Genomic DNA, 14,188 nt, shown 5'->3' on the forward strand with positions numbered 1-14,188 from the left:
ACGGGGTTTCAATCCACGCCCCCCGCGCGGGGGGCGACATATGGAAAATACAGGGTACAGAAGAATCAGCGGTTTCAATCCACGCCCCCCGCGCGGGGGGCGACAGATATTCCGGGCGTGGACCGGCTTCGGGTTTGGTGTTTCAATCCACGCCCCCCGCGCGGGGGGCGACTTGCTTTTTTTGCTCTCATTCCCTGATTATGAATGTTTCAATCCACGCCCCCCGCGCGGGGGGCGACCATAGGCGAGGAGTAACATGGATAGCAGAAACGGTTTCAATCCACGCCCCCCGCGCGGGGGGCGACGTCGGGCTCGAGGACCAGATCGTGTGATCTGTCCTGTTTCAATCCACGCCCCCCGCGCGGGGGGCGACCAGATAGACCTTTGCCGAGATCGTCCCGGAGAGGTTTCAATCCACGCCCCCCGCGCGGGGGGCGACCATGGAGCGGACGGCGGCACAGCTGGCCTCGCAGGTTTCAATCCACGCCCCCCGCGCGGGGGGCGACGGACTTCGCCTTGCCGTTCATGTCATTCAGTATCGTTTCAATCCACGCCCCCCGCGCGGGGGGCGACCTAAGTATATAGAGCATTGGCACGCGATAACATAGTTTCAATCCACGCCCCCCGCGCGGGGGGCGACCCGGCCGGTATTTCCTGGCTGGCGAAGGGCATGGTTTCAATCCACGCCCCCCGCGCGGGGGGCGACAGAGGACCGGCGGTCGCGTGATCAGTCGGAAATTGGTTTCAATCCACGCCCCCCGCGCGGGGGGCGACAAATAAAACTAGGAGATTTCTTATCGCGATAAATAGTTTCAATCCACGCCCCCCGCGCGGGGGGCGACATGCCGACGGGAAAAGATTCCGACTGCATCAATGTTTCAATCCACGCCCCCCGCGCGGGGGGCGACTGATTCCAGGTTCATCGATTCCAGCATGTCAGTAAAGTTTCAATCCACGCCCCCCGCGCGGGGGGCGACCATGGGGATAATGGCATGGGGATTGTATACAAGGGTTTCAATCCACGCCCCCCGCGCGGGGGGCGACATGCCGACGGGAAAAGATTCCGACTGCATCAATGTTTCAATCCACGCCCCCCGCGCGCGGGGCGACGATTCCAGGTTCATCGATTCCAGCATGTCAGTATAAGTTTCAATCCACGCCCCCCGCGCGGGGGGCGACCATGGGGATAATGGCATGCGGGATTGTATACAAGGGTTTCAATCCACGCCCCCCGCGCGGGGGGCGACCGAGGGTGGGGGTCGAAACTGATCCCGATGATGCGAGTTTCAATCCACGCCCCCCGCGCGGGGGGCGACAAGCAATAGAGCAGTTCTATTCTTCTCGCCGCTTGTTTCAATCCACGCCCCCCGCGCGGGGGGCGACTCCGGGGATCTCTTCCTTGTCATCCTCTTCGATGTTTCAATCCACGCCCCCCGCGCGGGGGGCGACGCCAGGAACAAACTCGTCACTGATCCCCCTGGACAGTTTCAATCCACGCCCCCCGCGCGGGGGGCGACAGCTCGACATCGCCCGCTCTGACGGGTCGAGACCGTTTCAATCCACGCCCCCCGCGCGGGGGGCGACCGGCCCATCCAGCGCCCCAGCCCCGGTAATCGATGTTTCAATCCACGCCCCCCGCGCGGGGGGCGACATATTGTCCCGATAACCGATGCAGAGCCATCATGTTTCAATCCACGCCCCCCGCGCGGGGGGCGACAAGACACGGATTAACATTCCAACGCCGGCGATGATGTTTCAATCCACGCCCCCCGCGCGGGGGGCGACACACGTATGATGACAGCTGTTGTTATTATTAAAAAGTTTCAATCCACGCCCCCCGCGCGGGGGGCGACGCAGCAGGGATGTCTGCCTTTTTTTGGGTCGATCTGTTTCAATCCACGCCCCCCGCGCGGGGGGCGACACTTAAGCATCTCATAGAGCCGGATTGAATGGGCAGTTTCAATCCACGCCCCCCGCGCGGGGGGCGACGTGGCGATGCTGACAATATAGCGGAACATGTCTGTGTTTCAATCCACGCCCCCCGCGCGGGGGGCGACGCACAAGCTATTTTCTAACCGTGATTGGCAATCAGTTTCAATCCACGCCCCCCGCGCGGGGGGCGACGTCGCCGAGGTGAAGATCGCCGTCACCGAGTCCTGTTTCAATCCACGCCCCCCGCGCGGGGGGCGACTATCCCCGTTGCCCGGTTATGCGACCGGGGCGATGTTTCAATCCACGCCCCCCGCGCGGGGGGCGACCAGGATCGAGCGAAATATAACATCACCAAAATATGTTTCAATCCACGCCCCCCGCGCGGGGGGCGACTCAGCCACTGGCGAACTGCTTGCAGGATCGAGCGTTTCAATCCACGCCCCCCGCGCGGGGGGCGACGGACCCGTTATCGGCATAAATTGCACAAATCAAAGGGTTTCAATCCACGCCCCCCGCGCGGGGGGCGACCCAACGAGACCGCCCAGATTACCCCCGGCACGTTCGTTTCAATCCACGCCCCCCGCGCGGGGGGCGACTCCGATACGAGTCGGTTGATCTTACCATTCACGAGGTTTCAATCCACGCCCCCCGCGCGGGGGGCGACGTCCAACTGGTGTCTTCCCAATCGGCAGTTCTTGCGGTTTCAATCCACGCCCCCCGCGCGGGGGGCGACGTTCGTCTATTGTTCTCGATGTCTTGAGTAATCAGTTTCAATCCACGCCCCCCGCGCGGGGGGCGACCCCGCAAAAGCATTTTATTGTCAGCAGGAGAGATCAGTTTCAATCCACGCCCCCCGCGCGGGGGGCGACTCCAACCGTCGCGCATATTATAACCGTCCAGGCTGTTTCAATCCACGCCCCCCGCGCGGGGGGCGACGTACTCGGTCAGCCACTCGAAGCGGTCGACGTTGTTTCAATCCACGCCCCCCGCGCGGGGGGCGACGCTACCGGCAGGGTGGGCTTGGTATTGGCGTTACGTTTCAATCCACGCCCCCCGCGCGGGGGGCGACGTATGCGGAAATTCTGCGCTTTACAGAGGCATTGTTTCAATCCACGCCCCCCGCGCGGGGGGCGACGGACCCCTTGGTCGACGGTCCCGTCATCTCGGGTGTTTCAATCCACGCCCCCCGCGCGGGGGGCGACATCCTACTGGACGAGTTGGAGGAGGTTCTGGATGGTTTCAATCCACGCCCCCCGCGCGGGGGGCGACGTTGCCCAAAGGGTTGAAAGGGGATCAATTGAAGGTTTCAATCCACGCCCCCCGCGCGGGGGGCGACATCGATGATGTTAAAACTGGGATGGTAAGAAGAAGTTTCAATCCACGCCCCCCGCGCGGGGGGCGACGAATGGAAACAACCAGATGAACAATGATATCAGTTTCAATCCACGCCCCCCGCGCGGGGGGCGACGATACGTTTTTCGAAATTCTCATGTGCTATTGAGGTTTCAATCCACGCCCCCCGCGCGGGGGGCGACCGGGTGGAATAGGAACAACAGCGACTGCACTGTAAGTTTCAATCCACGCCCCCCGCGCGGGGGGCGACATAAAACTTACAATTCTTTGCGAATGATGAATCCGTTTCAATCCACGCCCCCCGCGCGGGGGGCGACCGATATGCCTCGAGCCTATCCTCGTTTTCCAGCGTGTTTCAATCCACGCCCCCCGCGCGGGGGGCGACAACTGAGAGGCGCCAAACTTCGCGGCGCCAACCTGTTTCAATCCACGCCCCCCGCGCGGGGGGCGACAATGAATTCACTTCGTCTTTTACCGACCTTGACGGTTTCAATCCACGCCCCCCGCGCGGGGGGCGACTCGCAAGGGTTGTTCCGGCCTTTTTTATTCACAAGTTTCAATCCACGCCCCCCGCGCGGGGGGCGACTGGCTGATATCCGCCCATATACCGCGCCGAGGCTGTTTCAATCCACGCCCCCCGCGCGGGGGGCGACATGATGAATGTCGTGCGGCGTCTCGAGCAGTTGCTGTTTCAATCCACGCCCCCCGCGCGGGGGGCGACTTGAGTTTTCCTCGTTTGAGGACCATGTTTTATCGTTTCAATCCACGCCCCCCGCGCGGGGGGCGACTCTCAGCCTCAGCCTCGGGTGTGTACGTCCAGCCGTTTCAATCCACGCCCCCCGCGCGGGGGGCGACGCGTATTCGGCCCGCAACCGCAACGAGCGGAGGTTGTTTCAATCCACGCCCCCCGCGCGGGGGGCGACGTCCCCCGTATGCCTTCTGGTTGCCATGGGGAGAGTTTCAATCCACGCCCCCCGCGCGGGGGGCGACTTGTGCCTGTATCGTAGGTTATCGTCCCGGTGGCGTTTCAATCCACGCCCCCCGCGCGGGGGGCGACCGTATTCGGCCCGCAACCGCAACGAGCGGAGGTTGTTTCAATCCACGCCCCCCGCGCGGGGGGCGACCCACTCAGTCGCAGCCCGCCGAACACCTCGGTCGAGTTTCAATCCACGCCCCCCGCGCGGGGGGCGACTCGACGTGGTCGGGCGGCTGGTCGTCGGAAGACGGTTTCAATCCACGCCCCCCGCGCGGGGGGCGACCAACGGTCGGGCTGTGCAGATGCTGATGGAGGATGCCGTTTCAATCCACGCCCCCCGCGCGGGGGGCGACCTGCTTGGCTCAAGTTTACTTCCTCCTTTGCGTTGTTTCAATCCACGCCCCCCGCGCGGGGGGCGACATTACCTCCCGCAAGGACGGTTCTGCTGCTGGTGTTTCAATCCACGCCCCCCGCGCGGGGGGCGACAATTATCCACCGCCCACAAATACTCGCTGGAAGTGTTTCAATCCACGCCCCCCGCGCGGGGGGCGACATCAATAATGATACAGCAAGGTCCATTTCTACGGTTTCAATCCACGCCCCCCGCGCGGGGGGCGACAAGAGTTAAACAGAAGGCCGGGCCATTTTGAGGTTTCAATCCACGCCCCCCGCGCGGGGGGCGACCCCGTTGACAGATTGATATCCCCTGATAACATGTTTCAATCCACGCCCCCCGCGCGGGGGGCGACCTGCTGGGCAACCGCCGGGGGGCTATCCTGGAGGAGTTTCAATCCACGCCCCCCGCGCGGGGGGCGACTCGAAAAAACAGGGACAAAATCCTTAATGGAGTTGTTTCAATCCACGCCCCCCGCGCGGGGGGCGACGCTCCCAAGGCAACGGTTCAATCAATCATGCTACTGTTTCAATCCACGCCCCCCGCGCGGGGGGCGACCATAGGCCGAAACATATTGTGTCCGTTCTCGGGTGTTTCAATCCACGCCCCCCGCGCGGGGGGCGACTGTGCTTAAAAAAACATGTGTCAAATCAATAGGTCATATCCTTGCCAACGCGATCTTGCAGATTTGCTCCTTTATCAAGTCCATGCGGTTTTTTGGGAATTTTATTTATCCTTTTATATCAATATGTTATTTGAATCGCGAAAGTTCCGGGAAAAAGGTGCCCGCTTGGGGTTCGCGCATGTTCAGATCAGATGATGAGCAGTCCTTCAGGATCATACGCCGGTTTGGCTCCTATATGCTCGATGCGTCGTTTCCAGTTGCTGCCCAGAAAATAAAAACGCAGACTATCCTTGTTCTGATCGATTTCATCGATCAGCCGTGCCCGAAGTGCAGACCATTGCCCTGGATCGACCAAACATTCAAAGACAGAAAATTGTACGCGCTGACCGAAATTGACACAGGTCTTCGCCACACGCCGCAACCGTTTGCGTCCTGCAGCTGTCTCGGTGTTGACATCGTAGGTCACCAGCACCAGCATGATTCGCTCCTATCGCCAGAAATACGGCGGATATCCATCCAGATCGCCACGTATATAGCGACTCAGTAACAAGGCCTGGACATGGGGGAGTAAGCCAATCGCGATTTTTTCATCGATGAATGGATGCAGAAGCTCTTCCTGTTTCCGTTTCTGGAAGGCGACAAGCACTTCCTTGCGGGTGTCGTCATCCATGACCACGGCCCCGGTCTCCGCAATCTTGAACCCTTTTCCTTTGATCTGCCTGCGATTGATAAGGGAGAGGGCCAGACGATCGGCGAGAATCGGCCGAAATTCCTCCATGAGGTCAAGAGCGAGGCTTGGTCTTCCCGGCCGGTCGCGGTGAAGGAAGCCAACAGCCGGATCAAGACCGACCGTCTCCAGAGATGAACGCACATCATGCACCAGCAGGGTGTAAAGAAAAGACAGCAGGGCGTTCATCTTATCCAGTGGTGGCCGTCTGCTCCTTTCCCGGAAAAAGAATTCATCTTTTTCGGCAACAATGAGATGATCGAACACGGAAAAATACTGGCGCGCCGCGTCACCCTCCACTCCACGCACCGTGTCGAGGGGCGCCGGTTCTCTGAGCAGATTGAGTTGCCGTTCCATCGCTTGGATGGCCTTCTGGATATCCTGCCTGCCCGGATTCTCCGGATGATCGCGTAGATCCCGCAGAAGAACGGTGCGCTGGTTGGCGATTTTGGCAACGACGACGGCTCTGGCAATCTCCGAGGTCTTTTCAGGATTATCGGCCCATCGATATTGCTGGCGACGTAGCAGCACATTCCCGGAGACCGGCCCTTCGACCCTGGCCCAGAATCGACCGTATTCGCTGAGATGGGATATCCTCACCCCGCGCTCGGCACAAAGCTGCATGAGCGGCGGGGAACAGGATACCTGGCCGAAACAGACGATACCGCCCAGGGTATGGATCGGCACCCGTAGCCGTGTTTCATGCTCGATCCGGACGGCAACGGTTTCGCCATCGCGGGCCAGGTAAGCGCCCTGGGTCGTCACATAGAGGGAGTTCAGCAGATGTCGCATCAGTATAACTTCCTTATCAGGCCGTTGATTCCAGGTTAAAAGCTCTGTTCAGATAATTCTCAACCTTCCGGTCTGCCCCGGTCACTTTTGGCATACAGGCGGAATACAGGGAACAGCTGTCGCATTTCTTTTCATACCGCGCTTGAGGGGTAATGCCGGACTTGATGAGGTCGTGCAAACGACTGGCAGCCTCTATGGTTTTGCTTCGCAGAGCAGTGTCAAACGGGACTGACGAACGTCGTCGTGGCTTGCCGTAATAAATTGCCCCTTCCGGCACGTCACAACCAAGCATCTCCTCCAGACAAAGTGCCTGGGCGCAGAGCTGGACCAGATCCACGTCGTTGTTCTTTGGTTTTCCACGCTTGTATTCGACAGGAAATGGCCGCCAGAACGGGGTGTTGGCCGCTTCGTCATCTTTCAGATGGAATTCCACGGCATCGGCTCGGCCGGAGAGGCCATATCGAAACGAACGTATCGGCAGCCCGAAAACTGTTCGGATCCTACCCCGTGATTCAGTCCCGGCAATATCGACCTTTTCATGAAGGATACGGCCCTCGGCAGTAAATCTGTTCTCTGCCCACTGTTGCTCGATGTGGATCAGAGCACATTGCCGGGGACAGAACAACAGGTGCTGCAGGGCGGAGATCATCACCAGGTCGTCCTCGGCAAATATCCCGGCTTTGGCGATTGGTGAATCATCGCCGTATGTTGGGACAAGACGTTTATCCATCGAAAGCCTCCGTCGCTTCTTGAGCCGGATTGTTGTTCAGGAGGTTGACGATTAGTCAGACAGAGCAATATGCATTTTTTGCATATTGCTCTGTTTCGGCAACTCACCTTCACCAAAGACGTTGTTCACTTGCCGCGATATAACAGACTGATCCTGTTGAAACAGTTCAGCCATCTGCGCTTGGGTTGACCAGACAGATTCCTCATGCAGATGGACATCTATGTCTGTTTGCCCGTCTTCAGTTTGATAAAGAAGAACATTTCCGCGATTCAAAGGTGTTGATTTCTCCGCCATGTATCACACACTCTTGCATAGCTTTTGCAATTCATCACCCTCCAAGGGATCGAGTTCTTCAAGTCCTAGGTTTTGTAATTTATCCTTCAGCTTACCAGAATCATAAGTTCCATCTTTTTTTTGTTCCAAAAGTTCGCGTAGAGTCCCATGAACTCTGGCAGAGGAGTATTGACCGCTGGGACTATTATGCTTCCACCAAACCACTTTTACGACTTCCATGCTTCCATCTGGACGCGCGGAGGAAACGTCATTGACGAATAGGGACCGCAATGTTTTTTTAATTTGTTCGGCATCTGTATCGGAAAAAACGGTTTTACTCGCAAGTTGCGTGTTTATAGCGCCATAAGATACATAAATACCTTTATCTACCCGGTGCTTCATCCCCATTGTATCAGCGCCTTTTTTGTCCGGGTTATTTTGGGTTTCTAGGTTGACACTCTTAGTGATTTGCAAACTGTCCGGTGTGATCGGTTCAATACTAAAGGCACTCTGAATGGTTACAGGGCCACGAACACCAATGGAAACGCTGCCGCTGTCTTCGCCTTCTTCTGTCTCATTATTTTTTTTCTTGGCCTTAAAGGCAAAGACTTGGCCAAAGGAGCGGACATCAAACCACTTTTTACACGCCTCTTCCCGTGTTTTATCGACAGGTATTTTAGCTGCGTCAAAGCGAGCATTTAGGGAACGGAATTCATCCCCTGGAGCACGGTTATCATCTGATTGGACAAAAATTGATTCGCCCATATCTTGCAAACGATTACGGATTTTTCGTTTGAGACAAACGTCAGATATTTCTCCATAGCCATCATAAGTTTGGCGAGGGCGGTTGCCGTTCAACGGGTCCCCGTTGGGGTTTGCTCTTCTTACAGAAATAATTACCGCAAAATCAATCTTGTTTCTGAGTGCTTTATTATCTTTCATCGTTGTTCTCCTTTTCCGTGCTGTTGGTCTATTTTTTCTTATTGCCTGCAGCCTTCACAAAGCTAACGATATAGGCGCGTTCGTGGTAATATCCAAGCAGAAAAGAGCCGTTCAGCTGCACGTCCTTTTCGAAATCTCCGCTTTCGAATTTATCAATAACCGCTTCAATTTCAGCAAAGGCAAAGCTGCCTTTGACTGTTTGGATATATGGATTCAAGCAGCTATGAATAGTTTGCCACGTCCTGAACGGACGTTGCGTAAAGGCCTGCATATGCCGGATGGCCGCAGTGACAACACGGTCATTGTCCTTTTTATAGAGGGCGTACTCCTCTAGTTTGTCCGCTGCACCAAGCAGTCTGCCGTAAAGGTAATCGCGATCTGTTCTATCAAGTTCAATGCTCAATTTGTAGTCCTCCTTATCTCCTTGAAGATAATCTTTCCTTACCAACGCACATGCTGTTGATACGACTTGTTCAAAAGCAATTCGGTCAAATTTGCCGTCCTTTTTGATTCCCAATGGATTGGAGGCTCGACGGACAGCAGCCACCACATAATCCTTTGGCAAAAACGCTCCATCAAAAATGCAACGGAGCAACCGCTCCCGTGCTGCTTTTTTGATTTTGGTATAACTCTCATCTTTACCGCTACGAGGCTTGCCATGAATGGCTTCTATAACTTTGTCAACAGATGGTGCACCTGTAAAGGGGACATACTTTTCTTTTTCCTCGTCCCAAAATTTTTGATGCCACTTACAACCGCTGTGCCATTCTGCAATTTTTTCCAAATACTCGTTTCTTTCCAACTCACGATAAAATGTGATGGCTAATCGTCCTGATTTATCGCTAACGGCATCCAGTGCAACCACCGCAGTTTTTGGGTGTTGCTTTTGCGCCTGGCCATATTCAAAACTGCCAAGTGATTTGCGCAACGATTCAGCATAATCAACACCTGTCTCGGCATTAAGTTCGATCTGAATATCGATCTGCGTTTTAGCCTGGGGTTCCTGCAGAAATTCTCCCCATATGCTGTTGTCTTCAATCGGCGGTGGCAACAGTTTTTCCAAGGAACCAATCGTGAAGGAAAAAATCGCCTGTTCGCCGCAGCAACAACCTCGATCTTTAATGAGGTACCGCAAAAACTGATGAGCCTTTTGTGTGGTTTGGTATCCAATTGAAACGGCTTCGGAAGATTCGGTAAATTTGCCGCGGAAAGTGAAGTTGGTTTTGTCGTTAGCGGAAACAAGCTTCGCATTTGCCGAGGCGTTGGAAATCTTTTTCGGGTGAAATGTGGCTATGGGCTGGAGAGTGCCTGTAATGTAATCCAATGACAGCATGTCCTTTTCTGCTAAATAATATTGATTCCATGCATTAAAAAGCGTCTCGTCCTCCCAAACCTTCGTTTGCATATTGCCTAATATTTCAACCTGAAAAATGATATTTGTTTTATCGTTCAGCTTCATTTCCGATAAATCAGACGCAATGCTTCTTTCTTTAACGTATTTATATATCGTCTTGACCGGTTCTGTTGCGAAAGTGGATTCGGCAAAATCTTTCAGTTGGGCAGTGTAGGCATCATATTTCTTGGCGCGAGTCTCCAACTTTTTTATTCTTGCACTGTAGTCCTTCCATCTTTTAAGACGACCTTCAGCTTCCTTGCCCTTATTCAGTTTGTTTATGTACCGCCCGTTAGGATCACAGTGAGCATAAAATTTATTAATGTATTCAATGGTCTTTTCACCAATGCCTTTTATGTATTCGTATTGCTCAAAAACTGGATATGGTAAAATAGAGGTGCTGGTTCGTTTCAGGCTTTCCTCTGATGCCGGGATCGTGATGTTGATGATTGGATTTCCGGGGCTCTTTTTGGTTGCCTCGGACTTCTTTTGGATTTTATCGAAACGAATAAATTTACCATCGCCGTCAATAACGATGATGGCGATAATACCACTGTTGTTGGAGATGGAGGTTGTTGAAAGTGGATAGATTATTTTCAACGCTTCAGCATTTTGATCGTAACTTTCGACCAAGTTTTGCCAGAATCCCATGATTATACCTCTGATAATAAGTCCGTCACGGTAGGATCGTTAAAGAGGAAGGAGAAGGTCCGGTCTCTCTCAAATTTTTTCGCTTTCATCTTTCGAATAATGCGTCGCAATGAAGAATCACAGTCCTTCGGCATTGGAAACTCAATGAGACCGTCTTTCATTTTCGCTCTCCATAAGCGGACAGCCAACTCATCCTTTCCTGTTTCATCCGGATAGTCGTATCCGTGAAATTGCACACCGAATTCCAGCTCGCCATAATCCTTGTAAAAACTATCCCCTTCACCGAAAACACATGGTTCAACATATCCCTGACATTCCCGAGTTCCGAGAAATATATCCCGTCGACCGCCCTTTATAATGCTGCGTTTGGCGATGTTATGATGCTTGTTTTCATCGCGGTCATCACGAAGGTCATTTCGATGATTGTTCCAATCAAAATGCGCGAGAACCTCATATTCCACATCCCGTAAGTAGGTGTAATAGGAAAGGTCAGAGATTGCCGCCTCCTTTTGTTTCTCTGGATTTCTTTGGCTTGGGTAAATTCCATCCATTTGCAGTGTTTTGATTCCTTTTGACTCAGTCTGAATCTTCTTCATCACTCGCACAGCATCGATATACCAAATAAATGTCGGCTTCCAATAAACACTTTCAAGAATGCCTTTGAGCGCCTGATACGTCGGAATCTGGTAAGAAAACTTTTCGCCACCCACCCGCGTAACGGGATCGGCGAACATGGCGTATCGTCCTGTGATTTTGAATTCCACAGAGTTGCGTTTTTTGTCCATCTGACACCTCTTCCTAAATTTACACATTCAATAAAGACAACATTGCCTCCCGCTTCAACCCTTGCTCCGCTACGTCGTAATAGTCTGGACTCAACAAGTAAAATGTGTCATCCACGATAATGGCAGCATGTTTGATTTCATCCCAAGTGTTCGAATACACGGAGACGGTATATTGCTGCAACCGCTTTAAAATACGCATTTTTTCTTTTGGGCTGTAAGAGTGTTGGAATTCATCAATAAATTTCAAGGCATCACCATAAGGAACAACGACGCCGATCTGGGTACCTTCAATCACTGAAAACTCCTCCGCCGCTGTTTGGAAAGCAATTGGCAAGCCAGTATAACCTATGTTGTTACGATTTCTATATGCAACGCTCCCCAACGGATTATTGCTGAGCAAGCTGAAGATCGTTGTATTGCCATCCTTCGTTTTGAAATCCATCTTGCCGATATTTTCCCCTTTTTGCTGATCGAAAAAATAATATCTGTAATAACATTCTATCACTTCATCGCTCAGCAGATCGGCACACTGCTTTTCACGAAACACTCTTGACGTAACACCTTTTCCCTCCTTAATTTCGGGGAGTCGCGAAAGTTTTTCACCTTCGACATCGACAACAAAGACCGACTGTAATATTGAGTTTTCTTTGTTCCGGTTGCACCGCCCGGCTGCCTGGATAATGCTGTCAATACCGGCTTCCGCGCGAATGACACAGTCAAATGATATATCTACTCCGGCTTCAATGAGTTGCGTACTGACGCACAACGTTACCTGTTTTGTTTTAGTGTCCAGATTTTTTCGTAATCGGCCGAGGATGTCCATACGATGAGCGGGGCAAAGATCGGTCGTCAAAAAAGCCTTTTCACATTCAATTGCTTTGCATTGTTCATACACTTTTTGGGCATCGCCTTTAGTGTTCAGAATAATAAGCGTACTTTTCCCCTGTTCAATTTGTGCTTTGGCCAACGCAGCAATTTGTTCGTGATCCATTGCTGGTTGAGTTTTATCTTCAATGTAGACTCGGTCAAAAATTTTTAAATCATCAGGAAAAATGCTGACAATATCCGGTTTGTCAGACAATAATACAGGGCGCTCCGTTTTATGCAGATGGGGCTGCGTAGCCGTACAAAGCAAAATAGTAGATTTGCAAAAAGCCGATAAAAAATTGGCTGCAGCATTGAATAAATGCACGCATTTTATTGGCAAGGCTTGAATTTCATCAAAAATCAGAACCGCCTCCGACATATTGTGAAACTTTCGAAGTTTTGAGGCTCTATTGCTGTAAATCGTTTCTAGAAATTGAACCATTGTGGTTAAAACAATCGGGCTGTCCCAACGGGAAGCCAGCAAACGATACTCTTCGTCCTTATCGTCCACATCGGGCATTTCAATATTTGAATGATGTTCGAGAATCAACTCATCTGTTTTACGATATGCTTCACAACTGCTACGCTCTTCCTCACTTTTAGTACATCGAACGTTCTTGTCGCATTCCGCTATCATGCACCGAATTGTTTTTGCCGTTTGATCAAGAATCGACAAATAAGGAATAACATAAATGATTCTTTGTAGTTCATGCTTTTTTGCGTGTTCCAACGCGAATCGAAAGCTTGATATGGTTTTACCTCCGCCAGTTGGGACGGACAAAGTGTATATCCCTTGCTGTCGAGAACCTCCCTTTTTACATTGCTCTGAAATACTTATGCGGACTTTATCAATACCGTTTTTGTCTGGAAAGGAAGCCAAATGATTTTCTAAAAGTTTAATCAAGCAATTCCAGTCCGGTATCGTATCGTTGATCTCCAAACCTGCGCTATTGCATCTGTCAGCATCTACCACACAGGAATAAATCGCTTTCGTCAAAAGATGGAGCATGAAGTGCAGGTTTAATTTTTTCTGATGGCTTGTCCGACAAAAAATCAAAATTTCCGCTTTAAGTTCCTTTTCGATAATATCAGGGTTAAATGCGTTTACGGCTTCTTTATAATGAAGTTTATCCTCACCTTTGTTGGTTTTGATTGATAATGTTCTTTCACCATTGGAAATATTGTCGAACAGGCCACCGTGATGTGTTGCGATGACATTGCCAATGATGTCCTTAATCACATCGTCTTTAATAATTATTTCAGTAAACTTCGCACCTTGCAAGGCGTGAATAACTTCACCGCGTGTCGTGTACTCTCCAGCAAGACTACGTTTCAAATAATCCTGAAAAGTATGCGTGTATTTTCCAAAATCGTGCAGCAAACCAGCCAAAGAGGCAATACTTCCACAGCCAAAAATACTGGCAAATGCTTTTGCAAGATTAGCTGTTTCTGTAAGGTGATCGACCAGTTCCTGATTTTCACGAGCGTAATAAATCATGATATTGCTCCAGTGATTAAGCATTGACCAGAGTGGCCTTGAAGATCGCAATTGCATTCTTTGCCTGATCATAATCCAATGCAATCTGAGAAGGGTGTGTCTTTTCCGGTCGATCAAGCCTGTTTTCATCATATTGCAGGAGAAGAGACCAGGTTTTGGTGTAGCGGTCGATTATCGTCTCAACCAAGGTTGTGTCTGCATCTGTTTGGTTCATGCGAATCTCTTTGTTTTTCACTGACCATAATGTCGT

8 protein-coding genes, 1 pseudogene and 1 CRISPR repeat array (1 of these 10 only partly in view) are annotated in these 14,188 nt (G+C 52.1%); all 9 genes and pseudogenes read right to left on the minus strand.

Features of this window, described 5'->3' with window-relative positions; all coding sequences use genetic code 11:
- A CRISPR array of direct repeats spans positions 1-5,280; the repeat unit is 33 nt; unit sequence GTTTCAATCCACGCCCCCCGCGCGGGGGGCGAC (it extends 1,357 nt beyond the left edge of the window).
- 187 nt (positions 5,281-5,467) lie between these two features.
- Positions 5,468-5,758: a CRISPR-associated endonuclease Cas2 gene (gene cas2, locus ACWGKN_RS01695; RefSeq protein WP_452094558.1), complete on the minus strand. Its 291-nt coding sequence runs from the start codon at positions 5,756-5,758 to the stop codon at positions 5,468-5,470.
- Between the two features lie 9 nt (positions 5,759-5,767).
- A complete protein-coding gene (gene cas1c / locus ACWGKN_RS01700) occupies positions 5,768-6,799 on the minus strand; it encodes a type I-C CRISPR-associated endonuclease Cas1c (RefSeq protein ID WP_452094559.1) in 1,032 nt (343 codons plus the stop codon).
- Positions 6,800-6,815: 16 nt separating this feature from the next.
- Positions 6,816-7,448 carry a CRISPR-associated protein Cas4 gene (cas4, locus tag ACWGKN_RS01705; RefSeq protein WP_452094572.1) on the minus strand — a complete coding sequence of 211 codons (633 nt, stop codon included), beginning with the start codon at positions 7,446-7,448 and terminating at the stop codon, positions 6,816-6,818.
- Positions 7,449-7,580: 132 nt separating this feature from the next.
- Positions 7,581-7,823, minus strand: coding sequence for a death-on-curing protein (locus ACWGKN_RS01710; RefSeq protein ID WP_452094560.1), 243 nt, complete (start codon positions 7,821-7,823; stop codon positions 7,581-7,583).
- A gap of 3 nt (positions 7,824-7,826) precedes the next feature.
- Entirely contained in the window at positions 7,827-8,744 is a 918-nt protein-coding gene (gene cas7c, locus ACWGKN_RS01715) for a type I-C CRISPR-associated protein Cas7/Csd2 (RefSeq protein ID WP_452094561.1), read from the minus strand.
- Positions 8,745-8,772: 28 nt separating this feature from the next.
- The gene (gene cas8c / locus ACWGKN_RS01720; RefSeq protein ID WP_452094562.1) at positions 8,773-10,788 is read right to left on the minus strand and encodes a type I-C CRISPR-associated protein Cas8c/Csd1; all 2,016 of its coding nucleotides are present in this window, start codon (positions 10,786-10,788) and stop codon (positions 8,773-8,775) included.
- 2 nt (positions 10,789-10,790) lie between these two features.
- A complete protein-coding gene (gene cas5c / locus ACWGKN_RS01725; RefSeq protein WP_452094563.1) occupies positions 10,791-11,573 on the minus strand; it encodes a type I-C CRISPR-associated protein Cas5c in 783 nt (260 codons plus the stop codon).
- A 19-nt stretch (positions 11,574-11,592) separates the two neighbouring features.
- Entirely contained in the window at positions 11,593-13,938 is a 2,346-nt protein-coding gene (gene cas3 / locus ACWGKN_RS01730) for a CRISPR-associated helicase Cas3' (RefSeq protein WP_452094564.1), read from the minus strand.
- Between the two features lie 16 nt (positions 13,939-13,954).
- Positions 13,955-14,188, minus strand: a pseudogene (locus ACWGKN_RS01735) (hypothetical protein); the annotation flags it as partial.

Source organism: Desulfoprunum sp. (assembly GCF_053613775.1).

What these genes read in the sequence shown, in the direction of transcription:
- cas2 (WP_452094558.1), bottom strand. Translation starts at nt 5,758, where the DNA reads ATGCTGGTGCTGGTGACCTACGATGTCAACACCGAGACAGCTGCAGGA.
- cas1c (WP_452094559.1), bottom strand. Translation starts at nt 6,799, where the DNA reads ATGCGACATCTGCTGAACTCCCTCTATGTGACGACCCAGGGCGCTTAC.
- cas4 (WP_452094572.1), bottom strand. Translation starts at nt 7,448, where the DNA reads ATGATCTCCGCCCTGCAGCACCTGTTGTTCTGTCCCCGGCAATGTGCT.
- ACWGKN_RS01710 (WP_452094560.1), bottom strand. Translation starts at nt 7,823, where the DNA reads ATGGCGGAGAAATCAACACCTTTGAATCGCGGAAATGTTCTTCTTTAT.
- cas7c (WP_452094561.1), bottom strand. Translation starts at nt 8,744, where the DNA reads ATGAAAGATAATAAAGCACTCAGAAACAAGATTGATTTTGCGGTAATT.
- cas8c (WP_452094562.1), bottom strand. Translation starts at nt 10,788, where the DNA reads ATGGGATTCTGGCAAAACTTGGTCGAAAGTTACGATCAAAATGCTGAA.
- cas5c (WP_452094563.1), bottom strand. Translation starts at nt 11,573, where the DNA reads ATGGACAAAAAACGCAACTCTGTGGAATTCAAAATCACAGGACGATAC.
- cas3 (WP_452094564.1), bottom strand. Translation starts at nt 13,938, where the DNA reads ATGATTTATTACGCTCGTGAAAATCAGGAACTGGTCGATCACCTTACA.